Below are 25,390 nucleotides of genomic sequence, written 5' to 3' on the forward strand. Positions count from 1 at the left end.
GACGGGATGCCGATCCGGTGCGCTGGACGGAGACGGGACCGAGGGCGCGGAAGGCAAGGGCGGCGTAGACGCCAGGCTGGGAACCCAGCCGGTGGCCGCTCGGCGACCGGGACGGGCCGTCACCGTGTCGAGGCGTCGACGGACCGCGCGGGTCAGCTCACGGTCTCGGCGCAGCACCTGGCGACCGTAGGTCGCACGCGTCGCCGGCGGCCTCGACGATGCGCAGCGCGCAGGCCCCAGGCCACGCGCCAGGTGCTGTGGTCGGCTCGGCGAGGCCGCGGCCGAAGCCGGAGCCGCCGGGGTCAGAGGGGGAAAGCGTCAGGCGTCGGGGCCAGAAGAGGAAAGCGTCAGGCGTCGGGGCCAGAAGGGGAAAGCATCAGGCGTCGGCGACGACGATTCCGAGGACACCGGGCCCCGCGTGTGCGGCGAGGACCGCACTGGACTCGCTGACGACGACCTCGACGAGCCGGTCGCCGAGGTCGGCGGACAGCTCGTCGGCCAGCGCCTGTGCCATCTCGGGCTGCCCGAGGTGGTGCACGGCGATGCGGGCGGAGACCCGCCCCGAGGCGTCGGCGATCGCGAGCGCGACGAGGCGGTCGCGACCCGCGCGACGCGTGCGGACCTTCTCGAGCAGCTCGACGCCCCCGTCGGAGAGGGTCAGGATCGGCCGCAGCCCGAGCACGGTGCCGAGGGCGGCGGCAGGCGCACTGAGCCGGCCCCCGCGGCGCAGGTGGTCGAGGGAGTCGACGAGGAACCAGACGCGTGCGGACTCGGCCGTGCGGTGGGCGCGGGTGGCGACCTCGGCGCCGGTCCGCGGCACCGGGTCGACGCGATGCCGGTCCTGCCACCAGGTTCGTGCGGCGGCCAGCCTTCCGGACGGCGCAGGCAGCTCGGGGAGCGGCTGCGAAGCGAGCCGCGCGGCCTCGATCACGGCGAACCCGAGCGCCATGCCGACGGCACGCGAGTCGACGACCTGCACGGGCACCGGCGACGAGCCGGCCGCGAGCCGCGCTGCGCGCACGGTGCCGGACAGCTCGCCGGACAGGTGCACGGAGACGATCTCGCGCGCCCCGTCCGCGGCGGCCCGCTCGTAGGCGGCCGCGAACGCTGCCGGTGGCGGCTGCGACGTGGTGACCTTGCGGGAACCCTGCGTGAGCGCGCCGAGCAGGTCGGCCGGGGACAGGTCGACCCCCTCGACGTGCTCGACGCCGTCCACGATCACGTCGAGCGGGACGACGCCGATCCCCCACTGCTCCGCGGCGCCCGGCGGCAGCGACGCCGTCGAGTCGGTGACGATCGCGACCCTGGTGACCGCCGGCCGGCGGCTCAGACCGGCACCACGTTGACGAGCTTGGGTGCGCGGACGATGACGGTCCGGATGTCGCGGCCGTCGAGCGCCCGCTGCACGCCGGCGTCGGCGAGCGCGGCGGCGCGCAGGTCGTCGTCGGAGGCGTCGACCGGGACCTCGATGCGGCCGCGCACCTTGCCCTGCACCTGCAGGATGCAGGTGACCGTCTCCTCGACGAGGTAGGCCTCGTCGGCGACCGGGAAGGGTGCGTAGGCGAGCGAGGCGTCGTGGCCGAGCCGCTGCCACAGCTCCTCCGCGACGTGCGGCGCGACCGGCGCGGTCATCAGCACGAGCGGCTCGACGGCGGCACGGGGCGTCGTCGCCAAGGTGGTCAGGTGGTTGTTCAGCACGATGAGCTTGGCGATCGCGGTGTTGACCCGCATCGCTGCGAGGTCCGCCGTGGCGTCGGCGATCGTGCGGTGCAGCACGCGCAGCGTCTCGTCGGACGGCGCCTCGTCGGTGACGACCAGGGCACCCGTGCCCTCGTCGACGACGTTGCGCCACAGGCGCTGCAGGAACCGCTGCGCCCCGACGACCGCGCGGGTCTCCCACGGGCGGGAGAGGTCCAGCGGGCCCATCGACATCTCGTAGACGCGCAGGGTGTCGGCGCCGTACTCCGCGTACATGTCGTCGGGCGTGACCGCGTTCTTCAGCGACTTGCCCATCTTCCCGTACTCGCGGTTGACGGGATCGCCGCGCCAGGTGAACCCGGACTCGACGGACGCGTCCTCGACCACCTCGTCCGCCGGCACGTAGACACCCCGGGCGTCGGTGTACGCGTACGCCTGGATGTACCCCTGGTTGAAGAGCTTCTGGAACGGCTCACCGCTGGAGACGTGGCCCAGGTCGTGCAGGACCTTGTGCCAGAACCGCGCGTAGAGCAGGTGCAGGACCGCGTGCTCGACGCCACCGACGTACAGGTCCACGCCGCCGATCGAGCCGGGCTTCTGCTCACCGTGCCCCGGGCCCATCCAGTACGCCTCGAGCGCCGGGTCGACCAGCGTGACGTCGCTCGTCGGGTCCAGGTAGCGCAGGTAGTACCAGCACGATCCGGCCCAGTTGGGCATGGTGTTGGTGTCGCGACGATAGGTCTTCGGCCCGTCGCCCAGGTCGAGCGTGACGTTGACCCAGTCGTCGTTGCGGCCCAGCGGCGGCTCGGGCGTCGAGTGGACGTCGTCGGCGTCGAACGTGCGCGGCGCGTAGTCCGGCACCTCCGGCAGGTTGACGGGCAGCGCCGACTCGGGGACGGCGAGCGGCAGGTCGTGCTCGTCGTAGACGATCGGGAAGGGCTCGCCCCAGTAGCGCTGGCGGCTGAACAACCAGTCGCGCAGGCGGTACGTCACGGTGCCCTCGCCCACGCCGCGGGCGGCGAGCCAGTCGGTGATCGCTGCCTTGGCGTCGGCGACGGACAGGCCGTCGAGGGAGGTCTCCTCGTTCGACGAGTTGATCGTCCGGCCGTCGCCGGTGCGGGCACCCGGGGTGGTGCCCTCCGGGGCGTCGACCGTGTAGACGACCGGCAGGTCGAACGCCTCCGCGAACGCGAAGTCGCGCACGTCGCCGCCCGGGACGGCCATGATCGCGCCCGTGCCGTAGCCCATGAGCACGTAGTCGGCGGTGAAGACCGGCAGCAGGTCGCCGTTGACGGGGTTGGTGGCCAGGTGGCCCGTGAACACGCCGGTCTTCTTGCCGGCGTCGGCCTGCCGCTCGATCGCGGACTTCGACGCCGCCTCCGCCCGGTACTCCGCGACGGCGTCGACCGGGGTGCGGTGCCCGCCGGTCCAGACGTCCTTGGTGCCGTCGGGCCAGGAGACCGGGACCTCGTCGAGCAGCGGGTGCTCCGGGGAGACGACGACGAACGTCGCGCCGAACAGCGTGTCGGGCCTCGTCGTGAAGACCTCGATCTGCTCGCCGCCCTGCACCGCGAACCGCACCCGCGCCCCCGAGGAGCGGCCGATCCAGTTGCGCTGCATCGCCTTGACCTTGTCGGGCCAGTCGATGAACTCCAGGTCGTCGACGAGGCGGTCGGCGTAGGCGGTGATCCGCATGTTCCACTGCCGCAGGCTGCGCTGGAACACCGGGAAGTTGCCGCGCTCGGAGCGTCCCTCGGAGGTGACCTCCTCGTTGGCCAGCACCGTGCCCAGGCCGGGGCACCAGTTCACGGGCGTCTCGGAGACGTAGGCGAGGCGGTGCGTGTCCAGCACGCGACGGCGCTCGACGGCGTCCAGGGACGCCCACGCGTCGCCCCGGGCGCCGGAGTCGTACTCGGCGACGAGCTCCGCGATCGGGCGGGCACGGCCCGTGCCGCCGTCCGGGCGGGCTGCGGTCTCGTCGTACCAGGAGTCGAAGATCTGCAGGAAGATCCACTGCGTCCAGCGCACGTAGCCGGGGTCGATCGTCGCGAACGTGCGCCGCGAGTCGTGCGCCAGGCCCAGGCGGCGCAGCTGGCGCTGCATGATCGCGATGTTCGCCTCGGTGCTGGTCCGCGGGTGCTCCCCCGTCTGCACCGCGTACTGCTCGGCCGGAAGCCCGAACGCGTCGAACGCCAGGGCGTGCAGCACGTTGTCGCCCTGCATCCGGCGGAACCGGCCCACCACGTCCGTGCCGATGTACCCCAGCGGGTGCCCGACGTGCAGGCCCGCGCCCGAGGGGTACGGGAACATGTCCATCACGAAGAACGCCGGCTGCGACGGGTCCGCGTTGCGCCCCTCGCCGTCCGTGAGGGCGCCGACGGGGTTGGCGGCGAAGAACGTGCCGCGCTTCTCCCACTCGTCCTGCCAGCGGAGCTCGATCTCGCGCGCGAGGTCGGCCGTGTAGCGGAAGGGGACGTCGTCGGACGTCGTGCTGGCGGTGGTGTCGGGGGCGTCCTGCGAGGTCACCCATCGAGTTTACCGGGGCCGGTTGCCAGCCCGGGTGCGGTGACCACGTCCGCCGTATGCTCCGGACATGTCGGACAGCACGCCGTCGTCTGCCTCGGGTACGTCCGCCGCGGATCTCGCCGCCCTTCGAGCGGCCGCCGCGCAGGCCGCCGCCGACGCCGCCGAGGCGAAGGCCGAGGCTGCCGCAGCGGCCMTGGCGGCGGCCGAGGCCGCGGCCGCCGGTACGGCAGCGCCACCCGCTGCCGGAGCGACGGAACCTGCGGCGCCGGTCGCGGCCGACGGCGCGGTACCCGCCGGGCAGCTCTCGCCGCACGCCGCCGAGATCCTGGCGGGCTACACGTTCCCCGGTCCGATGCTCACGATCGGTGCGCTGGTCGAGGACGACGTCGCGGTCCCCGGCGCCCCGGTCGGCATCCCGCTGGCGATGATGAACCGGCACGGGCTCGTCGCCGGCGCCACGGGCACCGGCAAGACCAAGACGCTGCAGGTGCTCGCGGAGGGCCTCTCGGCCGCGGGGGTCCCGGTGTTCGTCGCGGACATCAAGGGCGACCTGTCCGGGCTGGCCGTCCCCGGCACGTCGAGCGAGAAGCTGCTCGCCCGCACGTCCAGCCTCGGTCAGGACTGGGTGGCCACCGCGTCGCCCGTGGAGTTCCTCAGCCTCGGCGGGATCGGCGAGGGCGCGCCCGTGCGGACCACCGTCACCGACTTCGGACCGTTGCTGCTCAGCAAGGTGCTGGGCCTGAACGACACGCAGGAGTCGAGCCTCGGGCTGATCATGCACTGGGCGGACACGCAGGGGCTGGCGCTGCTCGACCTCAAGGACCTGCAGGCGACGATCGCGTACCTGGTCAGCGCCGAGGGCAAGCCGCTGCTGGCCGGGATCGGCGGGCTGTCGGCGGCGACCGCGGGCGTGATCCTGCGCGAGATCGTCGGCCTGCAGGGGCAGGGTGCCGACGCGTTCTTCGGGGAGCCCGCGTTCGACGTCTCCGAGCTGCTGCGCACGGCCACGGACGGCCGGGGGGTGATCAGCGCGCTGGAGCTGCCCGCCGTGCAGGACCGGCCGGCCCTCTTCTCGACGTTCCTCATGTGGCTGTTGGCCGAGCTGTTCCAGGCCCTGCCCGAGGTCGGCGACCCGGACAAGCCCAAGCTCGTGTTCTTCTTCGACGAGGCCCACCTGCTGTTCACCGGCGCGTCGAAGGACTTCCTCACGCAGGTCACCCAGACGGTCCGCCTGATCCGGTCCAAGGGCGTCGGCGTGTTCTTCGTGACGCAGAGCCCCAAGGACGTGCCCGCCGACGTCCTGGGCCAGCTGGGCAACCGCGTCCAGCACGCCCTGCGCGCGTTCACTCCCGACGACGCCAAGGCGCTGCGGGCCGCGGCGCGCACGTTCCCGACCTCGCCGTACGACCTCGAGCAGCTGCTCCAGTCGCTCGGCACGGGTGAGGCAGTCGTCACCGTGCAGTCCGAGCGCGGGACGCCAACGCCCGTGGCCTGGACCCGGCTGCGCGCTCCCCAGTCGTCGATGGAGCCGATGGAGGCCGCCGCGATGTCCTCGACGATCGCGTCGTCGCCACTCTCACCACGCTACGGAGCCGCGGTGGACCGCGAGTCCGCGTACGAGCTGCTCTCGGCGCGTGCCGCCGCCGCCCAGGCGCAGGAGGCCAAGGAGGAGGCGGCGCGCGAGGCGCAGGAACGGGCCGACGACGCGGCCAAGGAGGCGAAGCGGAGCGCGCCGAAGCGGCCGACCAGCCGGACGAGCCCGCTCGACAGCCTGCTCAGGTCGGCGGGCACCCAGCTCGGGCGTGAGATCACGCGGAGCATCTTCGGCACGCGCCGACGCTGAGCTACGCGCTGTCCGCGGGGGCGAACGTCGTGGTCGTGACCATGTCCTTGAGCTCGGCCAGCTGTTGCCCGTCGACTCCCGCGGAGCGCGAGGCATCGAAGACCATGCGCTGCCCCTCGACGTCGAGGATCCAGAGCATGTCGACCTGCCCGGGAGCCTGCTGCCAGCGACCCGGCCAGCTGTTGAACTTCCCACCCGGACAGGCAGCGAGGTCGATGTCCGGCACGGACAGCTCCACATAGAACCCGTCGAACCCGTCGACCGTCACCGGGACCGGATCCGTCCCGGATCGCATCGGCTGGGCGGCCAGGGCAGCGGCCAGGTCCGCCGTCGTCGGCCCGACCGGGACCGCGGTCGCCCCGGCCTCGCACGGGTGCGAAGAGACGCTGTTGATCTCCCAGATGAACAGCACACGCCCATCGTCGGCCTCGATCTCGCCCGACCACACCCCCTCCGCGGCACTGATGAACCCCTCGGGAACCGACACCAACGGCACCCGATACCCAGGAGACGCATCCAGCACCGGGAAGGCGTAGAGCCCCGGATCGACCGGCGTCTCGTCCGACCCCAGCGCCAGCGTCGGCGACGGGCTCGGTTCGGCCGGCGCCACCTCGCGCGGGAGCGTCTGGCCGATGACGGCCGTCGTGATCGCCAGGGCAGCCACGACGAGCGCACCCGACGCGACGGCGACCAGACGACGACGGCGGCGGACCCGGGAGACGAGCTCCTCGGTACGGTCGGCCAGCGGGTTGGGCTCAGCGACCTCGCGCTCCCGGCGCAGCAGCTCCTCGAGGTTCATGTCGCCCCCTCGTCGATCACGAGCCTCGTCGCGAGGCCGGTGTTGGCGTCGTGCAGGTGTCGCTTCACGGTCCCTGCGCTGACCCCGAGGTCGTCGGCGATCTGGTCGACCGTCAGGTCGGCGTAGAAGCGCAGCACGACGCAGGCCCGCTGCCGCGGTGGCAACGCCCCCAGTGCGGTCGCGAGGTCGAGGCGGTCGGGACTCAGCTGGTCAGGCCCGTCCGTCGATGGCTGTCCGCCCAGGAGGTGCCGGACGGCACCCCACCGACGCCGGCGCCGGTACCCGTCGAGGAAGAGGTTGAGCACGGTCCGACGGACGTACGCCTCGGCGTGCTCCAGCGCCGCCAGGTCGCCCGGGCCGTCCCCCTGTGGGCGTCGCATCGTCGTGAACGTCCGGACCAGGGCGTCCTGGACGAGGTCCTCCGCCTCGCGCCGGTCACCGCACAGCAGTGCGGCGTAGTGCACGAGGGCCGCGCCGCGGTACCGCACCAGGTCCGTGAGGACCGGCTCCCATCGGTTCATCGCGGCCCCCTTCCGCTGGGTGCGGCCGTCACAGAGGTAGACGAACACCGAGCGCGGAACGTTGAGTGTTCCCTGCAGGTCTACTCCCTCTGCGCCCGGCCGTCGGTCCCCGGACCGAGATGCCGGTCCGCCGCGGTCAGCGGGAAGTCAGCTCGGGCGTGAGGTCACGCACGGCATTCCCGGACTCGTCGGCGTCCGGGGCCGTTCCGACGAGCGACGGCGGTTCCCCGCGGCCGACCGCGAGCACGACGACCAGTCCCATCGCCGTGAGCCCGGCACCCACCCACGCGGGCGCCAGGTAGCCCATCCCGCCGGCGATCACGAGGCCGCCGACGAACGCCCCGGCCGCGTTGCCGAGGTTGAGCGCGGAGTGGCACAGGGCCGCCCCGAGGGACGGAGCCGCGGGTGAGACGTCCATGAGCCGCGTCTGCAGCGACAGCCCGAGCACCTGGGACGTGACGCCGAGCATCACGAGGGCGAGCACCGCAGGCACCGGGTACGAGCCGACGAGCGCGATGACGACGAGCACGACGATCGTCGCGACCATGCTCCCGATCACGGTGCCGAGAACCGACCGGTCCGCGAGCCGCCCGCCGACGAGGGTGCCGATGGTCATGCCGATGCCGTACAGCGCGAGCACGACCGGGACGAGCCCGACGCCGAGACCGGTCACCTCGGTGAGCAGCGGCTTGACGTAGGAGTAGACCGCGAACATGCCGCCGAAGCCGATCGCACCGGCGCCGAACGCGATCCACAGCCGGCGGTTCCGCAGGGCCGAGACCTCGGTGCGCACGGTGGTGCCTGCCGACACCGGCAGCGACGGGGTCCACGCCCCGAGCGCCCCGAGCGTCAGGAGCCCGAGCGCGCTGACCCCGACGAACGACCAGCGCCAGCCCACGGTGTCGCCGACGATCGACGTCAGGGGCACCCCGACCGCGCACGCGATGGTCAGGCCGGCCATCATCGCGGCGACGGCGCGTCCTCGTCGCTCGATGCCGACGACCGCGACACCCATCACCGCCCCGACGCCGAAGAAGATGCCGTGCGGCAGGCCGGCGAGGAACCGGAACGCGACGAGCAGGCTCATGCTCGGCGCGAACGCCGACAGGAGGTTGCCGACGACGAACGCGGCCATGAGCAGGAGCAGCAGCCGCCGCCGGTCCATACGGGCGCCGAGCACCGCGATCGTCGGTGCACCGACCACCACGCCGAGCGCGTACGCGGTGATGGCGTGGCCCGCCGTCGGGATCGGCGCACCGAGGTCCGTGGCGATCTCGGGCAGCATCCCCATGGTCGCGAACTCGGTGGTGCCGATGCAGAACCCCCCGAGCGCGAGCGCGAACAGCGCGGCGCGGGCACGTGCGGGCGAGAGCACCCTGGTTCCTCCGGGACGAATCGATTCGACAAGGCGGCGGAGACGCGTCGTCGACAGCTCCGGTGGATGGGCCGAGCCTACGACACCGGCGCCGCGACCAGCCAGATCGCCCGACCGGCGACCTCGCCGAGGTCCACGGTCCGCCGGTCGTCGGCGCCCGCCGGGCCGACCCGCACGGAGACGACCCCGGCGACCGCGCGTCGCTCGACGACGGTCAGCGGGGCGTCGAGGACCAGGCCCACGGTCTCGACGTACCGGAGCAGCTCGGGGTCGGCGTCGGAGATCCGCGCGACCGCGAACTCGCCGGGCGGCACGTCCCACAGCTGCGTCGCGGGCGGCACCTGGATCGAGCCGTCGGCGGCCGGGATCGGGTCGCCGTGCGGGTCGCGTACCGGATGCCCGAGCTGCGCCGCGATCCGCTCCACGAACAGCTCGGAGACGGCGTGCTCGAGCACCTCGGCCTCGTCGTGCACCTCGTCCCAGCCGTAGCCGAGCACCTCCACGAGGAACGTCTCGATGAGCCGGTGGCGGCGCACGACCGCGAGGGCGTGCCGCTCGCCGTCCGCCGTGAGCTCGACGGCCCCGTACGGCTGGTGCGTGACGAGCCCGCTGTCGGCGAGCCGGCGGACGGTCTCCGAGACGGTCGACGGGCCGACCCCCAGCCGCCCCGCCAGCATCTTGGTGGTCACGGGCTGGTCCGACCACTCGCGCGCCGACCAGACGACCTTGAGGTAGTCCTGGGTGACGGCGCTCAGCTCGGGCGTGGTCGGGATGCTCACGCGCCCAGCCTAGACAGCGCGCGTCGAGGCTCCACTGCCACGACTCGCTGGGCGCCGATCACACGGGTGAACGCCCGGGGGGACCGGGGACGACGGCGTCCGCCGCCACGGCCGGCCACCGCAGCCGGGGCCAGACGCTCGCCGACGTGTCGGGCCGCACCTGGACCACCTGGTAGTCGACGAAGAGGCGGGTGCTCGGGTCCCATCGCAGGACCGTCATCTCAGCCACGCCGTGGAGCGGTCCGACGGTCGGCTGGCCCAGGGTCGCGCCCGCCGTGCTGGAGCTGATGTAGCGCACGCCCTCCCCGAAGCGGACCGGTCCGTTGCGCCGGTGCAGGTGCCCCGAGACCTGTGCGGGCGAGCAGCCGTCGTCGAGCGTCTCGTCGCCGACGGTGGGCGTGTGGATGAGCAGCAGGTCGACGCCGTCCTCGTCGTCGCACGCCGTCTTCGCGAGTCGCGCGGCCTCGTCGGCCGCCGACTCCTTGCTCGCCTGCGCCGTCCCGCCCGCTCCGACGCGCGTCTCGTTCGGGTCCCGGTCGCCCAGGATCCGCATGCCGTCGACCTCGACGACCGATCCGTCCAGCACGGTCGCGCCGGCCCGGGCGTAGCGTCGCGAGGTCTCGCGCGAGTCGTGGTTGCCGGGCGAGGTCACGAGCTCGACGCCCTTCGGGATGGCACGCGCGAACGTCGTCACGCAGTACTGCTCGACGCTCGTGCCGTTCAGCGTGGTGTCCCCCGCGTCGAGCACGAGGTCGGCGCCCGACCGCTCGACGAGCGTCTTGATCAGCGGGGCCATGCCGACGTTGCAGTGCAGGTCGGAGATGACGACCACGGTCAGTAGGTCGGCCTCGTCGACCGGCTCCTTCGTCGGCTCGGCCGTGGACGAGACCGACGGCCGCGGCCTGGCCGCCTGCGCATCCCGCTCGTCGATCAGCGCCTGCCGTTCGTCCCACGCCACCTTCAGGGAGTCGTCGGCCTTGGCGTAGAACTCCTCGTTCTTGCGCAGCTCCGAGATCACCTGACCGCCGTAGGTGTCGATCACGCCGCCGAGCCGGCCGGTGACCTCGGCGCCCTCCAGCGGGGTCCCGTCGAACACCGCCGACGTCGGCCGCGAGGCGATCGGCTGGTCGTCGGCACCCACGCTCGACGTGAGCACCGTGGCGCCGACGACGACCACCAGGCCGGCCGCGAGCGCGGCACGGCGGTGCGGCTCGGCCCGCTGGGACAGCTCCTGCCAGCGGACGGCGCCGACGAGCATTCGCACCAGCCACCACGCCCCGACCAGCACGGCGAGCGCGAGCAGGGTCCGCACCAGGGCGTCGACGACGAGCGCACGCCCGACGTCCTGAACCGTCGCCTCGGGACCCGAGAAGAACTGCAGGTAGGACTGCAGGTCCCCGCTGAGCGCCTCGAGCGTCTTGGCCTGGTTCAGCTGCGTCACCGACGCCGGGATCTCCTGCACGGTGACGTGCACCCCGAGGGTCATCGGCAGCGGCGAGTCGATCCGCAGCGTGCCCAGGGGCCCGAGGTCGATCGTGACCGTGTCGTCCGTCGTGATGTCGTAGCGCGCCTCGTGCGGCCCCAGGCTGCTCTCGACGGAGGCCGTCGTGATCCCGAAGACGAGCGCCACGAGCAGCGCCCCGAGCGCGAGCAGGACACGCCGACCCCATCGGGGCTCAGTGCCGTTCGCTCGACTCATCACGACCGAGCCTAGGCGCGGATGTTGGTCCAGGTCGGACCGTCACCCTTGTGCGTCGCGCCAGGCCACCCACTGCTCGACGAGCGACAGGTCGTAGTCCGGCCCGCTCGCCCCGACGGTGAACAGCGTGACCCCGGCCGCGACCAGGGCATCGGCGACCTCGTGCGGCGGCCTGCCGACCCCGACGGACCGCTCGACCAGGGTTGCGGTGTCCCGGCCAACGTCCGACCCGTGCTCGTCGAGGATCGCGCTCTTGCGCTCGAGCGTGTGCACGTCCCCGAACGAGTGCCAGGCGTCCGCGTGCTCGGCGACGACGCGCAGCGTCTTGCGCTCGCCGCCACCACCGATGAGCACGGGGATGTCGCGCGTCGGCACCGGGTTGGACGCGGCCCAGCGCGCCTTGATGCGCGGGAGCGCCTGCGCGAGGTCCGCGATCCGGCTGCCGGCCGTCCCGAACTCGTACCCGAACTGGTCGTAGTCCTTCTCGAACCACCCGGCGCCGATCCCGAGGATCAGCCGTCCGCCGCTGATGTGGTCGACGGTCCGCGCCATGTCGGCCAGGAGCTCGGGGTTGCGGTAGGAGTTGCAGGTCACGAGCGCGCCGATCTGCACGCGGCTGGTCTGCTCCGCCCAGGCGCCGAGCATGGTCCAGCACTCGAAGTGCAAGCCGTCGGGGTCGCCGGTGAGCGGGAAGAAGTGGTCCCAGTTGAAGATGACGTCGACGCCGAGGTCCTCCGCACGACGCACGGCGTCGCGGATCTGGGCGTACTCGGCGTGCTGCGGCTGGAGCTGGACTCCGATGCGGATGGGGAAGGTCATGGCTCGAGCCTACGTACAGGACAGCGGATGACCTCTTCTGGCGAGATGCTCGATCCATGGACATGAAGATCGAGCTCGTTCCCATCCCCGTCTCCGACATCGACCGCGCCAAGGCGTTCTACGTGGACAAGGTCGGGTTCCACGACGACCACGACATCACCGTGAACGAGGACCTCCGGTTCGTGCAGCTGACTCCCCCGGGGTCGGCCTGCTCCATCGTGCTGGACCTCACCATGACGCCCATGGCACCGGGCACGCTGCAGGGGCTGCAGGTCGTCGTCGACGACAGCCAGGCGGTCTACGACCACCTCGTCGCGAACGGCGTCGAGGCCGAGCCGGTGCAGGACTTCCCGTGGGGTCGGTTCACGTTCTTCGCCGACCCGGACGGCAATCGCTGGGCGGTCCAGCAGATGCTCCCTCGGGGCGACTGACCTCGCTGCATCACGCAACATCCGGTTGCGCATGTCGGTGGGGACGGCTACGTTCGTGCGCAACAAAACGTTGCTCGTGGAGGTCTGCTGTGGAGTTCGGGGTGCTGGCGCGTGAGATCCGGATCGACGCGGCGCCGGAGATCGTGTTCGACGTCGTGAGCCGGCCCGAGCACATCTCGATGTGGTGGTCCGACGAGGCCTCGTTCGAGCCTGCACCGGGCGAGGTGGGCGAGCTCGTCTGGGGCGACCGCGCGCACGTGGCCACGTTCGTCGTGGTCGACGTCGAGCCGCCCCACCGGTTCTCGTTCCGCTGGGTGGCGCCCGAGGGCCAGCTGCCCGAGCCCGGCAACTCGCTCCTGGTCACCATCGAGCTCGAACGCGCCGGCGACGGCACGATCCTGCGCCTGACGGAGAGCGGCTGGCGCGAGAAGGGCTGGGAGGCCGCCGTCCTCGAGGAGGAGTTCGCCGACCACGAGCGCGGCTGGGACGTGTTCCTGCCCCGGCTGCAGGAGTACGCACCGTCCGTGGTGGCGCGGTGATCGCCGCGATCGACGACGACCTCTGGTCGGCCATCGGCGACCCGACCCGACGGCGCCTGCTGGACCTGCTGCTCGCGGAGGGGGTCGGCACGCCCACCAGCCTGAGCGAGCAGCTCCCGATCTCGCGGCAGGCCGTCACCAAGCACCTGAGCGTCCTCGACGCGGTCGGCCTCGTGCACGCCACACCGGCGGGTCGCGAGCGGCGCTACGAGGTCGACGAGGCCCAGCTCGCCCGGGCGGTCCGGCAGCTCAACGAGGTCGGCCGCACCTGGGACGCGCGCCTGAGCCGCATCAAGCGCATCTCCGAGCAGATCCAGAACCAGCAACGTGGAGGACAGTCGTGAGCGCAGTGCAGCCCGAGGACAGGTCCGGCCAGGCCGCCAGGGCGGCTCTGCTCCGTTCATTGCACGTCCCGGGCGATCCGCTCGTGCTGCCCAACGCCTGGGATGTGGCCAGTGCCCGTGCCGTCGTCGACGCGGGCTTCCCGGTGGTCGCGACGGCGAGCAACGCGATCGCCGCCGCCCTGGGCTACGAGGACGGTGAGGGCGCACCCCACGACGAGATGCTCTACGTCGCCCGGCGCATCGTCGCCTGCGTCGACGTGCCGGTGAGCGTCGACGCCGAGGCCGGCTACGGGCTGCCGCCCGAGGAGCTCGTCGAGCTGCTCGTCGGGATCGGCGCCGTCGGGTGCAACGTCGAGGACAGCGACCACGCCCACGGCGGTCTCCTCGACGTCGAGGCCCGCGCCGCCTACCTCGCGCAGATGCGTGCCGCCGCCGACCGGACCGGGGTGCCGCTGGTCATCAACGCACGCGTCGACTCCTTCTTCCCCACGTCCCCGCTGGCCGACGACCAGAAGCGCGGCGACGCGGTCCGCCGCGCCGAGGCGTACTGGGCCGCCGGCGCCGACTGCGTGTTCCCTCCCGGAGCGGGGCACGACGACCTGCGCGCGATCGTCGAGGTCGGCGCGCCGGTCAACGCGGGACTACCGCTGCCCGGCAGCTCGCTGGACGAGCTCCGCGCGATCGGCGTCGCCCGCGTCTCGGTCGGGCCGCAGCTGTACCGCAGCGCGCTCGCCCACCTCGCCGACGACCTTCGGCGCCTGCGGGCCTGACGACCTCACTGATAGCTGACCAGGTCCGGGACCGGCTGGACCTGGTAGGTCTGGGTGGGGTCGAGCATCGGCGCGTCCTCGTCGTAGAAGTTCTTCCAGCCCCAGTGCACGGGCGGCGCGTCGGTGCGGATCGCGTTCCAGGTGCCGGCCTTGTCGGGCTGGCCGCCCTGGCCGTCCACGTGGACGACGATCGCGAGCTCGTCGCGCGACGTGTCCAGACGGGACCGGTCGACGATCATCCGCGGCGCGAACTGGTGGAGCACCACCATCTTCTGGGGCAGGTGGCGCTGGGCCGTGAAGTCGGCGAGCCACGCGGTCGTCGCGTTCACCTCGTCGACGCCGACCGACCCGATCTGGCGCAGGTGCACCTGGTCCGGCGCGAGCCGCCACTCGGGGTCGAGCGCGAGGCCGACGTAGGGCAGCGCGAGCAGGTCGGCGTACAGCTGCGCCTGCGTCAGGAAGTCCTGGCGGCCGGGCTGCAGGTCCAGGACGACCGCCATGCCCGCGGCACCGGCGGCTTCCACCAGCGGGCGCAGCGACTCGACCGACCCCTTGCGCGAGTAGGTGCCGTCGGGTTCGGGGTTGCCCGACGCGATCGTCGCGATGACCTCGACCGCCGGCACGATCGTGTCGGTGGTCAGCGGCACGTACGGCGCGGCCGTCGCGGCCGCACGGACGATCGTCGACGGAACGTCCTGCTCCCCCAGCACGCCGAGGGCCGGTGTGCCCGGGGCACCGTACAGCGCGACGTACTTCTTGCCCGGGAGGCCCGGGACCTGCGGGAACACCAGCTGGCCGCCACCACCGACGAGCACGCCGGTGCGCGCCACCGCGGTCCGCGCGGCGAGCCGGTCCGGCGGGCCGAACGCCGCGCCGAGCGCGATCACGTGGTCCGGGGTGGTGGCCGCGAGCGCCTGGACAGCCGCGGTCGTCGCCCGCGGGTCGCCGCCCGGGATGTCGACGACCGGGACGCCCGCCGCGTGGATCGTCGCGAGCGCGACGGGGCTCTCGGCGCCGACACCGGTCAGCGCGACCGTGCCCGGCGGCGGGGTCGGCTTGCGCGTCGGCGGCAGCGACGCGCGGCTCGCGTGCGCCAGGGGCACCTGGGCCACCCCGGCGGGCGCGACGGGCGGCACGGCGCCGACGGCCACGACCGTGCCGGCGCCCAGCCGCGCCACCTCCTCGGTGACCGCGGTCGGAGTCGCGGTCGTCGTCGTCAGCAGCGCGGGGACGCCGAGCTCGACGGCCATGGCCGCAGCGGTCGCCTGCGCCGTCGCGTCCTCCGCAGGCGCGACGACGACGACCGGTGCGGAGGCGAACAGGGTCCGCGACACCTCGAGCGCGGCGTCGTACGGGGTGGCCGCGGGCAGGACCGTGGCGGGGGCGGCCGGGGCGCCGACCTGCGCGGCGACCGGAGACGGGCTCGGCGTGGGCGTCGGGGTCGGTGTCGGCGTGGGGGTCGGCGACACCACGGGGTCCGTCAGGTCCGCGGTGCACGCGCCGAGGCCCAGCAGGACGAGCGCGAGGGCGGCCGCGCACACGGCACCCGAGGTTCGTCGTCGGCCGACGGGCACGGCGGCACCTCCTCGTCGCGGTCCCGTCCAGTCTAGGAGCGCATCCCACCGGTGCCGCCGCCCGCGGGTCCGGCGCGCCCGACACCGGGCGCGTGGCACGCTCGACCCATGACGCGAGCGCGCGAGTCCTGATGGGGAACGACGAGCCCGTGCGCGCCTACCTGGCGCGCCATGCCCGCCGGCTCGCCGACACCGAGCCCGGGCTCCGCGCCGGAGGCGGCGACGCGGTGCACGACGCCCGGACCGCGAGCCGTCGGTTGCGCACGGCGCTGGCCGTCTACGGCGACGACCACGAGCCCCTGCGGACCGCCCTGCGCGACCTCGGGCACGCGCTCGGCGCGGCACGGGACCCCGCCGTCGAGCTGCACGCCCTGCGCCGCGCGGTCGCGGCCGAACCGCCCGACCTCGTGCGCGGGCCGGTCGCGCTGCGCCTCGACGAGGACCTCACCGCCGCCCAGCAGGCCGGGCTCGACCAGCTGGGCAGCCGCCTCGGACCGTCGTGGGAGGAGCTGGTCCAGCTGCTCGACGACGTCGTGCGGGGCGCACCCGCGGTCGACGACCTGCGTCCGGGTGCGCGCAAGGCGTGGAAGCGGCTGGACCGAGCGGTCGACGCGCTCGACGTCGCGCCCGACGACGAGCGGGACGAGGCCCTGCACGAGGTGCGCAAGGCCGCTCGCCGCGCGCGCTACGCCAGCGAGGTCGCTACCAGCGCGTTCGGCAAGCCGGCCGCGAAGAGCGCGAAGCGGGCGAAGCGGCTCCAGGAGGTGCTGGGCGACCAGCACGACGCGGTCGTCCGTCGCGAGACGCTGCGACGGCTGGGCCTGCAGGCTTTCGCCGACGGCGAGGACACGTTCACCTACGGCCGCCTGCACGCCCTCGCCGACCGAGCGGCCGACGACGCCGTGCACGCGGCCCGGCCGCTCGTCGACCGGGCCACCTCCCCGCGTCACCTGCACTGGACCCACTGACGGCGGGGTGCGCGGGGGCTCCTAGGCCGTGGCGCTCACGCGGACGACGTTGCGCCAGGGGTCCTCGAACCTCAGGGTCTGACCGTCGTGGGCGGCGGCGTACCCGGCGAAGGCGACGCGGTCGGCGAGCGCGCCGAGGTCGTCGGACGTCGGCACGGCGATCCGCACCTCACCGAGACCGAGGGCCGAGGCGCGCGGACCGGCGCCGGCGCTGTTCCAGGTGTTCATCGCGAGGTGGTGGTGGTAGCCGCCCGCCGACACGAAGAGCGCACCGTGCCACTCGGCCGTGACGTCGAAGCCCAGCGCGTCGACGTAGAACGCGCGCGCCGAGGGCACGTCGCCGACGGAGAGGTGCACGTGGCCGACGACGGCGTCGCCCGCCCCGGGAGCCTCGAGCAGCTCGTCGGTCAGGTGCTCGCCGAGGAACGCGTTCGGGTCCAGCCGCAACGAGCCCATCTCGATGCGCCCGTCGGGTGTCCGGTTCCACAGCGAACGGCTGCGGTCCCAGTAGAGCTCGACGCCGTTGCCCTCCGGGTCGGTGAAGTAGAAGGCCAGCGACACCAGGTGGTCGGCGGAGCCCACGTAGGACGTGGGCTCGCGCTGCGCGACGGACGCGAGCGTCGCCGCGAGGCCCGCCTCGTCGTCGAACAGGATCGCGGTGTGGAACAGGCCCGCGGCGCCGCGGACGGCGGGCGGAAGGTCGGGCGCGTGCTGCAGGATGACGAGCGGGGTGCCCGAGCGCCCGAGGACCACCGTGGCGGGACCGGCGTCGAAGCGGTCCGGCTGCTCGAGGACGTCGAGTGCGAGCGCGTCGCGGTAGAACTGCAGCTGCCGGTCGAGGTCCCCGACGAGGAGCGTGACGGCGTCCATACCCGTGCCCGCGGCGATCGAGTCGTGGGCGTGGGTCGGAGCGAGCGGAACGGCGGCGCCCTGTCCGGGCGTGGGTGCGGTCGACATGCTCACCTCAATGGTTGACGCTACAACCTTTATTCCCGGTGGTTGTGGCCGAGGCTCTTCAGGAACCGCGGTCCGTCCGCGGCCAGCTCGGCCTCGTAGTCGGAGGCCCACCCGCCGTAGGGCCGGCCCGCGAGCGCGTCGTTGGAGAACCGCGGGTCCGACGTGACCTCGGTGACGCAGAACGACGGGATCGTCAGGTCGGTGACCGGTCCCCCGCGCTCGACCTCGGCGACCACCAGCGGGGCGTTCGCCCCTGCGAAGGTGTCGATCACCCAGCCGTCGTCGCCGAGCCAGACGGAGTGCCGGGTCTTGGCCACCCGCGCGCCGCCGCGCCGCACCATCTCGAGCCCGACGAGCACGTCGATCTCGCGCTCGGCCTCGTAGCGGGTGCCCTCGTTCATCGGTCCCTTGACGGTGATCGCGCAGAAGTCCATCTGGTCGGCGTACTCGGCCAGCAGCCCGAGCTCGTCCGCGCCGGGCGCCAGCACGAGCCCCTCGACCGTGGCCTGCACGCGGACGCGGATCGCGTACCCCTCGTCGGCCAGGACGTAGCTCTGCACGATCAGCGCCGGCGAGGCGTCCAGCAGCTCGCCCGGCAGGTCGCGCACCCAGAAGCGACGCTCGAACTCGAAGTCGCCGTACCCGGTGTCGCTCACGCTCCGAGGGTAGTCATCACTCGGTGGACACGGCCTCGAGCACGGGCAGACGCGCCGCACGGATGGCCGGCCACACGGCCGCGAGCACCCCGACGACGATCGCGAGCACGACCATGAGCGCGAGGCTGACCCACGGGATCGCCAACGAGCGCAGGCCCACGTCGGAGAACACGGTGGGCAGCGTCGAAGCGAGCGCGACGCCCACGGCCAGCCCGACGAGCGTGCCGAAGACCGCGGTCAGCACCGACTCGACCGTGATCGTCGACCCCAGCTGGAGGCGCCCGAGGCCCACCGCGCGCAGGAGCCCGATCTCGCGGGTGCGCTCGATGACCGACAGGGCGAGCGTGTTGATGATGCCGAGCACCGCGATGACCACCGAGAGCCCGAGCAGCGCGTACAGGATGACCAGCACGCGGTTCACCTGGTCGGCGAGCTGGGAGACGAACTCCGCGCTGTCCATCACGGACACGACGACGTACGGCTTCACGGTCGCCGTGAGCTCGCCGCGCAGGGCCGCGACGTCGGCCCCCGGCGCGGCGGTGACGAAGACCGTCGTGACGAGCTGCTGGTCCGGCGGCACGAGCTGGTCGAGCTCGGTCTGGCCGACGACGAGCGGGACGCCGAACGCGGGCGAGTCGATGACCGCGCCGATCGTCAGGTCCTGCGAGCCGCTCGGCCCCGTCAGGGACAGGGCGTCGCCGAGCGCCCAGTGCTGGTCGTCCATCGTCGTGCGCTGGACCGCGACCTGGCCGGCGGCGAGCGCGTCGTGGAACGAGCCCTCGATCACCTCGGTGTCGATGCTGCGGCCGATCGCGTCGGGGTCGATCCCCGTGACGGCGAAGGAGTCCGTGCCGACGAGGACGGAGGCGGTCGCGAACGTGTCGGCCGCGCGCACGTCGGGCAGGGCGCGGACGTCCTCGACCGCCTGCGCCGGCACGGGCCCCTGCGCGGCACCGCGCAGGATGTAGTCGGTCGTGGCCTCCTGAGCGACGATCGCGCTCGTGGAGGCCTGGGTCGTCGCCGCGATCACCGCGGCCGCGCCGACCAGCGCCATGCCGATCATGAGCGCCCCGGCGGTGTTCGCGGTGCGACGCGGGTTGCGCGTGACGTTGCCCCGGGCCAGCCGTCCCACCGGCCGCCAGCCGCTGAACGGCACCGCGAGCACGCGCAGGATGCCGCGCGCCAGCACCGGCGACGCCGCGAGCACTCCGATCACCACCGCACCCGCGCCGTACCCGAGCATCGCGCCCGCGTGGTCGCCGGTCGGGTCGAGCAGCGCCGCGACCACCATGACCACCCCGGCCACGACCAGCGCGCCGCCGACGATCGCGCGCCGGCGCAGCGAGCGCTCCGGCACCGTGACCTCGTCGCGCAGGGCCTCGACCGGCGGGATCAGCGCGGCCCGGCGGGCGGGCAGCGCGGCCGCGAGCACGCTGACCAGCGTCCCGACGAGCACCGACACGACGATCGTGAAGCCGTCGAGCGGCACGCTCCCGGTCAGCTGCATGCCGGCGGAGCCCAGCACGCCGCGCAGGAGCACGACGAGCCCGAGCCCACCCAGGACGCCGATCACGCTGCCGATCACCCCGACGATCGCCGCCTGCAGCACGATCGACGTGAACACCTGCAGCGGCGACGCCCCGACCGCGCGCAGCAGGGCGAACTCGCGCATCCGCTGCCGCACCCACATCGAGAACGTGTTGGAGATGATGAACGCGCCGACGAAGAGGGAGATCCCCGCGAACACCAGCAGGAACGTCGTGATGAACCCGAGCAGCGTCAGCACGTTGGCGATGGCCTCGTCGCGCATCTCGTCGCCCGTGATCACCTCCGCGCGGGCGTCGTCGTCCGCGACGACAGGCGCGAGCCGGTCCACGAGCTCCTGCTCCGAGAGGCCGTCGTCAGCGAGCACGGAGATCGACGACACCGTGCCGTCGGGGGCGAACGCGGCCGTCGCGCTCTGCCGGTCGACGAAGACGACGGTCGCGCCGGCCAGGGCCGAGCCGAGCCCGACCTCGCCCACGACGGTGACCGGCCGGACCTCGCCGCCGATCACGATCGTGGTCGCGTCGCCGAGCGACAGCCCCGAGGCCTGGAGCGTCGAGGACTCGACGGCGATCTGGTCGGGACCTGTCGGCGCGTGCCCGGCGACGAGCTCGACCGCCCGGCTGCGGTCGTCGTAGGCGAAGCCGAGGCTCGGCGCCTGCGTGCTCTGCACCGCGGTCCCGTCCGAGCCGACCAGCACCACCGGGCCGGACAGGTCGGGGATCGCGGCGGTGACGCCGTCGACGTCCTCGAGCTGCGGAACGAGCGTCAGCGGCACGGGGTTGCGCGGCGTCCCGGCGACGACGTTCTGCTCGTCCGCGCCACCGACCACGTCCGCGCCCCGCACGTAGGCGTCGCCGAGGGTGGTCGTCGCGACGATGTCGGAGAACGTCGAGCCGAGCATCGTGCGCAGGGCGAACGTGCCCGCGACGAAGGCCACGCCGAGCGCCACGGCGAGCACAGAGAGGCAGAACCGCACCAGGTGGGCGCGGACGCCCCGCAGGGCGACGCGGACCACTACGAGCTCACGGTGCGGATGCTCGCCAGCTGCGCGAGGACCGCCTCCGGGGTGGGGTCGCGCAGCTCGCCGACGAGCCGGCCGTCGGCGAGGAACAGGACGCGGTGCGCGTAGCCGGCCGACGTCGGGTCGTGCGTCACCATGACGACCGACTGCCCGAGCTCGTCGACGCTGCGCCGCAGGAACCCGAGCACCTCCGCGGACGCGGTGCTGTCCAGGTTGCCCGTCGGCTCGTCGGCGAAGACGACCGCGGGACGACTCACCAGCGCCCGCGCGCACGCGACGCGCTGCTGCTGGCCGCCGGACAGCTCGCTCGGCTTGTGGCTCAGCCGGTCGGTCAGGCCCAGGGTCTCGACCACGACGTCCAGGTGCGCGCGGTCGACGGGCTTGCGCGCGATGTCGAGCGGCAGCGTGATGTTCTCCAGGGCGGTCAGCGTCGGCACGAGGTTGTAGGCCTGGAAGATGAAGCCGACGCGGGTGCGCCGCAGCGCGGTCAGCCTGCGCTCGGACATCGAGCTCACGGTCTCCCCGTCGACGACGACGGTGCCCGAGGTGGGCTTGTCCAGGCCTGCGAGGCAGTGCATGAGGGTCGACTTGCCCGATCCGGACGGTCCCATGATCGCCGTGAGCTCGCCGCGCGCCAGGTCGACGTCGACCCCGTCGAGCGCGCGCACCGCCGTCGGACCCGAGCCGTAGACCTTCCGCAGCTCCCGTGCCGATGCGATCACGCTGCTGGTCATGCCTGATCTTCCCCCCGACGCCCGCCGCTGGATTCGATGGTCCCTTGTGATGCTCGACACCGCGAACCGGTTTCGAGACACCTGTATGAGAGACTGACGGCACCACGGGCTGCGCGAACCTGCGCGCCCCGCGTCGTGGAGGTCCCCCGAGCACTCGCTCAGGTTGCTCTGGCGGCGGACCCCGACCAAGCCTCTTGAAAGGCTCTACCTTGACTTCCTTCGCCGATCTCGGCGTGCCCTCTGCCCTGTCCGCCGCTCTGACGGACCAGGGCATCACGGCCCCCTTCCCCATCCAGACCGCCACGCTCCCCGACTCCCTGGCGGGCCGTGACGTCCTCGGCCGCGGCCGCACGGGCTCCGGCAAGACCCTCGCGTTCGCCCTCCCGCTCGTCACGCGCACGGCCGCCGCCGGCAAGGGCAAGGTCGCTCGTCGGCCCCGTGCTCTCGTCCTGGCCCCGACGCGCGAGCTCGCCACCCAGATCGACGCGACCATCGCGCCGCTGGCCAAGGTGCTCGGCCTGAACACCACCGTCATCTTCGGCGGCGTGTCCCAGGGCCGTCAGGTCTCCGCGCTCAACGGCGGCGTCGACATCGTCGTCGCGTGCCCGGGCCGCCTCGAGGACCTGCTCAACCAGAGGCTCATCTCGCTCGAGGACGTGCAGATCACGGTTCTCGACGAGGCCGACCACATGGCCGACCTCGGCTTCCTGCCCGTCGTGAAGCGGATCCTGGACAAGACGCCGCCACGCGGCCAGCGCCTGCTGTTCTCGGCGACGCTGGACAAGGGCGTCGACCAGCTGGTCAAGCGCTACCTGAGCAACCCGGTCGAGCACTCCGTGGACAGCGCCGAGTCGCCGGTCGCCGCGATGACCCACCACCTGTTCGAGGTCCGCGACGCCGAGGCCAAGAAGGCCGTCGTCCACCACCTCGCCTCGGGCACGGGCCGCCGCGTCCTGTTCATGCGCACCAAGCACCAGGCCAAGAAGCTGGCCAAGCAGCTCACCATGGACGGCATCCCCGCCGTGGACCTGCACGGCAACCTGGCCCAGGCCGCCCGCGAGCGGAACCTCGAGGCGTTCTCCAACGGCTCCGTGCGCGTGCTCGTTGCCACCGACATCGCCGCCCGCGGCATCCACGTGGACGACATCGAGCTCGTCGTGCACGTCGACCCGCCTGCCGAGCACAAGGCTTACCTGCACCGCTCCGGCCGCACCGCGCGTGCCGGGTCGGGCGGCGACGTCGTCACGATCGTCCTGCCCGAGCAGCGCGGCGACGTCCGCCAGCTGACCCGTGCGGCCAAGATCACCGCGACCCCGAAGCCGGTCAACGCCGGCGACGCGACGCTGACGTCCCTGGTCGGCGAGCAGGCGGCCCCCGTGCGCTACGTCGCGCCTCCCGTCACCCAGCAGTCCTCCGGTGGCGGCGGTGGCCGTCGCGGCTCCGGTCGCGGCAACGGTTCGAGCCGTCAGGCCTCGGCCGCCGCCTCGTCGGGTGCGCCGTCGGGCGGCCAGCGCCAGCGTCAGGCGTCGGGCGGCACCGCTGCCGGCGCCCCCTCGGGCCAGCGTCGTCGTCGTGGCGGCTCCGGTCGCGGCGGCTCCGGCGGCGGCTCGGGCGCGTCGTCGTCCGGCGGCCCCCGCGTGGTCTACTCGCGCGGCTGATCCACCGTTCTTCACCAGAGGCCGGCCCTTTCTCGGGCCGGCCTCTGGCGTATCCGCAGGTGGCGCCGCATGATGGGACTCTCCGACGCACCCTGGGAGCTCTCGAATGGCGATCATCTCCCGCGGCTTCCGCGGAAAGCGTGAGACCGACCCCCGCATCCCACCCGGTCAGTACCTCGAACGTGGCTTCCCGGTCCTGTCCGCCGGTCCCACGCCGCGTGCGGACCTGGCCACGTGGACGTTCTCGATCACGGCCGACGGCGGCGAGCTCAAGACCTGGTCCTGGTCCGAGCTCACCCACCTGCCGCACGAGGACGTCGTCAAGGACATCCACTGCGTGACCAAGTGGTCCAAGCTCGACTCGGTCTGGCGCGGCATCTCGCTGGACACGCTGCTCGACGCGGTCGAGATCGACCCCGACCACGCCTACGTCATGGCGCACTGCGACGGCGGCTACACCACCAACGTCCCGCTCGAGGACCTGCGCGGCGGCAAGGCCTGGATCGCGTACCAGTACGACGGCGCGCCGCTGCCGCCCGAGCACGGCGGACCGGCCCGGCTGCTGGTCCCGCACCTCTACTTCTGGAAGTCGGCCAAGTGGGTCCGCAGCCTGGAGCTCATGACCGAGAACACCTGGGGCTTCTGGGAGCGGCTCGGCTACCACGAGTACGGCGACCCCTGGAAGGAACAGCGGTACTGGGGTGACTGAGCTCTACGCCCTCCCCTGGCTGGTCGGGACGCTCGTCGACCGCCGGTTCGAGACCCCCTCCGCGGCAACCCTCGAGCTCGACGTACCCGGATGGCACGGTGCCATGCCCGGGCAGCACGTCGACGTGCGGCTGACCGCCGAGGACGGGTACTCCACGCAGCGCTCCTACTCGCTCGCCTCCCCCGGCACGATGGGCCGCCCGGGCGGGCCCATGGTCGACGAGCGGATCGCGCTCACGGTCCAGGTCGTCGACGACGGCGAGGTCTCCCCGTACCTCACCGAGGACCTCCAGGTCGGCGACGAGCTCGAGCTGCGCGGCCCCGTCGGCAACTGGTTCGTCTGGCACGCGACCGACCCACACCCGGTGCAGCTCGTCGCCGGGGGCTCGGGGCTGGTCCCGCTCATGTCGATGTTGCGGACGCGCCGCGATGTCGGTTCGGCCTCGCCGTTCCGGCTGCTCGTGTCGGTCCGTACGCCCGCCGACGCCCTGTACGCCGACGAGCTCGCGTCGCTGGAGCCCGACGTCGCGATCACCCGCGTGTGGACCCGCACGGGCCCGCCCGGGTGGAGCGGACCCGTCGGGCGCGTGAACGCCGACGTGCTGCGCGACGCGTGCTACCCGCCGTCGGAGAACGCGCACGTCTTCGTCTGCGGCCCCACACCCTTCGTCGAGCTCGTGGCCGACACGCTGGTCGACCTCGGCCACGACCCCGACCGCATCCGCACGGAACGCTTCGGCCCGACGGGGCCCTGACCTACCGGTCCCACTCCCGGATCCAGCCCAGCGGCGCACCCGAGACCGGGCGCCAGTCGAGCGGCGGGTCCTCGCCGACACGGCCGTCGACCGCCTCGCGCAGCAGGTCCGCGTGCCCCGTGTGCCGGCCGTACTCCTCGAGCAGGTCGAACAGCAACCGACGCAGGTTGGCGTGGTTGCCCGCGTCGTCGCCGTCGCGCACCTCCTGGCCGAGGTCGCCGGAGGCCAGCGCGGTAGCCAGCCGGTCGCGCGACCGTGCGACCGCGTCGTCCCACGCCGCGTAGAGCTGTTCGGGACTGTCGTTCACGGCGGACAGGATCTCGGTGTCGTTCTCGCCCCAGGTCTCGGGGTGCCAGATCCCCTCGCCGGGATGCTGGCCCGCGAGCTTCCAGGAGAAGGTGGTGTCCTCGACGGCTGCGAGGTGCTTGAGCAGTCCCCCCAGGGTCAGTGCGGAGACACCGATGTGCTGGTCGAGGCCGGCGCTGTCGAGTCCGTCGGCCTTCCAGCGAAAGGTCGTGCGCATCCGGTCGAGCGCGCCGACGAGGTGGTCGAGCTCGTTGCTCGCGAGGGGCGGTTCCCAGGGAACGGTCTTTGTCATGAGACGACCGTAGGCCCGGTTCCGGACGATACGCGTCCGGAACCGGGCCCATGTGTCGAGAGGCGGGGTC

The 25,390-nt window shown here is 73.0% G+C and carries 23 protein-coding genes; 9 read left to right on the plus strand and 14 right to left on the minus strand.

What is annotated here, in order from left to right:
- Positions 1-376 precede the first annotated feature (376 nt).
- On the minus strand, positions 377-1,330 hold the full coding sequence (locus AC1DZC_RS07085; protein ID WP_477042840.1) for a DegV family protein: 954 nt from the start codon (positions 1,328-1,330) through the stop codon (positions 377-379).
- Positions 1,327-4,224, minus strand: coding sequence for a leucine--tRNA ligase (leuS, locus tag AC1DZC_RS07090; protein WP_477042728.1), 2,898 nt, complete (start codon positions 4,222-4,224; stop codon positions 1,327-1,329). Before leuS ends, AC1DZC_RS07085 begins: the two co-directional genes overlap by 4 nt.
- A gap of 67 nt (positions 4,225-4,291) precedes the next feature.
- Here leuS and AC1DZC_RS07095 point away from each other — a divergent pair, with 67 nt between their 5' ends.
- Positions 4,292-6,067 (plus strand): helicase HerA-like domain-containing protein, encoded by a 1,776-nt coding sequence (locus AC1DZC_RS07095; protein ID WP_477042729.1) that lies wholly within the window; start codon positions 4,292-4,294, stop codon positions 6,065-6,067.
- A 1-nt stretch (position 6,068) separates the two neighbouring features.
- Here the strand turns inward: AC1DZC_RS07095 and AC1DZC_RS07100 are convergent, their stop codons facing one another.
- From AC1DZC_RS07100 to AC1DZC_RS07125, 6 genes are all read right to left on the minus strand, one after another.
- Positions 6,069-6,866 carry a hypothetical protein gene (locus tag AC1DZC_RS07100; protein WP_477037961.1) on the minus strand — a complete coding sequence of 266 codons (798 nt, stop codon included), beginning with the start codon at positions 6,864-6,866 and terminating at the stop codon, positions 6,069-6,071.
- On the minus strand, positions 6,863-7,387 hold the full coding sequence (locus tag AC1DZC_RS07105; RefSeq protein ID WP_477037962.1) for a sigma-70 family RNA polymerase sigma factor: 525 nt from the start codon (positions 7,385-7,387) through the stop codon (positions 6,863-6,865). The genes AC1DZC_RS07100 and AC1DZC_RS07105 overlap by 4 nt, the downstream gene beginning before the upstream one ends.
- Before the next feature lie 136 nt (positions 7,388-7,523).
- Positions 7,524-8,762 carry an MFS transporter gene (locus AC1DZC_RS07110; protein WP_477037963.1) on the minus strand — a complete coding sequence of 413 codons (1,239 nt, stop codon included), beginning with the start codon at positions 8,760-8,762 and terminating at the stop codon, positions 7,524-7,526.
- 77 nt (positions 8,763-8,839) lie between these two features.
- A complete protein-coding gene (locus AC1DZC_RS07115) occupies positions 8,840-9,541 on the minus strand; it encodes a metal-dependent transcriptional regulator (RefSeq protein WP_477042730.1) in 702 nt (233 codons plus the stop codon).
- Between the two features lie 58 nt (positions 9,542-9,599).
- Entirely contained in the window at positions 9,600-11,240 is a 1,641-nt protein-coding gene (locus AC1DZC_RS07120) for a metallophosphoesterase family protein (RefSeq protein ID WP_477042731.1), read from the minus strand.
- A gap of 42 nt (positions 11,241-11,282) precedes the next feature.
- Positions 11,283-12,059, minus strand: coding sequence for an LLM class F420-dependent oxidoreductase (locus AC1DZC_RS07125; protein ID WP_477037966.1), 777 nt, complete (start codon positions 12,057-12,059; stop codon positions 11,283-11,285).
- A gap of 56 nt (positions 12,060-12,115) precedes the next feature.
- On the opposite strand from AC1DZC_RS07125, the gene AC1DZC_RS07130 reads away from it, so the two are divergent.
- The 4 genes from AC1DZC_RS07130 (at position 12,116) to AC1DZC_RS07145 (ending at position 14,143) form a co-directional block, all read left to right on the plus strand.
- Positions 12,116-12,490 carry a VOC family protein gene (locus AC1DZC_RS07130; protein WP_477042732.1) on the plus strand — a complete coding sequence of 125 codons (375 nt, stop codon included), beginning with the start codon at positions 12,116-12,118 and terminating at the stop codon, positions 12,488-12,490.
- A gap of 89 nt (positions 12,491-12,579) precedes the next feature.
- The gene (locus tag AC1DZC_RS07135) at positions 12,580-13,029 is read left to right on the plus strand and encodes an SRPBCC domain-containing protein (RefSeq protein ID WP_477042733.1); all 450 of its coding nucleotides are present in this window, start codon (positions 12,580-12,582) and stop codon (positions 13,027-13,029) included.
- Positions 13,026-13,373, plus strand: a complete 348-nt coding sequence (locus AC1DZC_RS07140; RefSeq protein WP_477042734.1) for an ArsR/SmtB family transcription factor — start codon at positions 13,026-13,028, stop codon at positions 13,371-13,373. Before AC1DZC_RS07135 ends, AC1DZC_RS07140 begins: the two co-directional genes overlap by 4 nt.
- Positions 13,370-14,143, plus strand: coding sequence for an isocitrate lyase/PEP mutase family protein (locus tag AC1DZC_RS07145; protein ID WP_477042735.1), 774 nt, complete (start codon positions 13,370-13,372; stop codon positions 14,141-14,143). The genes AC1DZC_RS07140 and AC1DZC_RS07145 overlap by 4 nt, the downstream gene beginning before the upstream one ends.
- A 5-nt stretch (positions 14,144-14,148) precedes the next feature.
- Here the strand turns inward: AC1DZC_RS07145 and AC1DZC_RS07150 are convergent, their stop codons facing one another.
- Complete coding sequence (locus AC1DZC_RS07150) at positions 14,149-15,717, minus strand: hypothetical protein (protein WP_477042736.1); 1,569 nt, start codon at positions 15,715-15,717, stop codon at positions 14,149-14,151.
- A 92-nt stretch (positions 15,718-15,809) separates the two neighbouring features.
- Between AC1DZC_RS07150 and AC1DZC_RS07155 the strand changes: the two genes are divergently transcribed.
- A complete protein-coding gene (locus tag AC1DZC_RS07155; RefSeq protein WP_477042737.1) occupies positions 15,810-16,685 on the plus strand; it encodes a CHAD domain-containing protein in 876 nt (291 codons plus the stop codon).
- Positions 16,686-16,706: 21 nt separating this feature from the next.
- On the opposite strand, the gene AC1DZC_RS07160 is transcribed toward AC1DZC_RS07155, so the two are convergent.
- Genes AC1DZC_RS07160 through AC1DZC_RS07175 form a run of 4 tightly spaced genes read right to left on the minus strand, consistent with a single transcriptional unit; the run spans position 16,707 to position 21,601 of the window.
- The gene (locus tag AC1DZC_RS07160; protein ID WP_477042738.1) at positions 16,707-17,642 is read right to left on the minus strand and encodes a VOC family protein; all 936 of its coding nucleotides are present in this window, start codon (positions 17,640-17,642) and stop codon (positions 16,707-16,709) included.
- Positions 17,643-17,671: 29 nt separating this feature from the next.
- Positions 17,672-18,298, minus strand: coding sequence for a CYTH domain-containing protein (locus tag AC1DZC_RS07165; RefSeq protein ID WP_477037974.1), 627 nt, complete (start codon positions 18,296-18,298; stop codon positions 17,672-17,674).
- 16 nt (positions 18,299-18,314) lie between these two features.
- Positions 18,315-20,861 (minus strand): ABC transporter permease, encoded by a 2,547-nt coding sequence (locus AC1DZC_RS07170; RefSeq protein WP_477042739.1) that lies wholly within the window; start codon positions 20,859-20,861, stop codon positions 18,315-18,317.
- A complete protein-coding gene (locus AC1DZC_RS07175) occupies positions 20,861-21,601 on the minus strand; it encodes an ABC transporter ATP-binding protein (protein WP_477042740.1) in 741 nt (246 codons plus the stop codon). The genes AC1DZC_RS07170 and AC1DZC_RS07175 overlap by 1 nt, the downstream gene beginning before the upstream one ends.
- 209 nt (positions 21,602-21,810) lie before the next feature.
- Between AC1DZC_RS07175 and AC1DZC_RS07180 the strand changes: the two genes are divergently transcribed.
- The 3 genes from AC1DZC_RS07180 to AC1DZC_RS07190 all read left to right on the plus strand — a co-directional run bounded on the left by AC1DZC_RS07180 (position 21,811) and on the right by AC1DZC_RS07190 (position 24,722).
- A complete protein-coding gene (locus AC1DZC_RS07180) occupies positions 21,811-23,259 on the plus strand; it encodes a DEAD/DEAH box helicase (protein WP_477042741.1) in 1,449 nt (482 codons plus the stop codon).
- A gap of 106 nt (positions 23,260-23,365) precedes the next feature.
- Complete coding sequence (locus tag AC1DZC_RS07185; RefSeq protein WP_477042742.1) at positions 23,366-23,968, plus strand: sulfite oxidase-like oxidoreductase; 603 nt, start codon at positions 23,366-23,368, stop codon at positions 23,966-23,968.
- On the plus strand, positions 23,961-24,722 hold the full coding sequence (locus AC1DZC_RS07190) for a ferredoxin reductase (protein WP_477037979.1): 762 nt from the start codon (positions 23,961-23,963) through the stop codon (positions 24,720-24,722). The genes AC1DZC_RS07185 and AC1DZC_RS07190 overlap by 8 nt, the downstream gene beginning before the upstream one ends.
- Before the next feature lies 1 nt (position 24,723).
- Here AC1DZC_RS07190 and AC1DZC_RS07195 read toward each other — a convergent pair whose 3' ends face one another.
- Positions 24,724-25,320, minus strand: coding sequence for a mycothiol transferase (locus AC1DZC_RS07195; protein ID WP_477042743.1), 597 nt, complete (start codon positions 25,318-25,320; stop codon positions 24,724-24,726).
- Between the last annotated feature and the right edge of the window lie 70 nt (positions 25,321-25,390).

This window comes from Cellulomonas sp. P2_B4 (genome assembly GCF_056404795.1).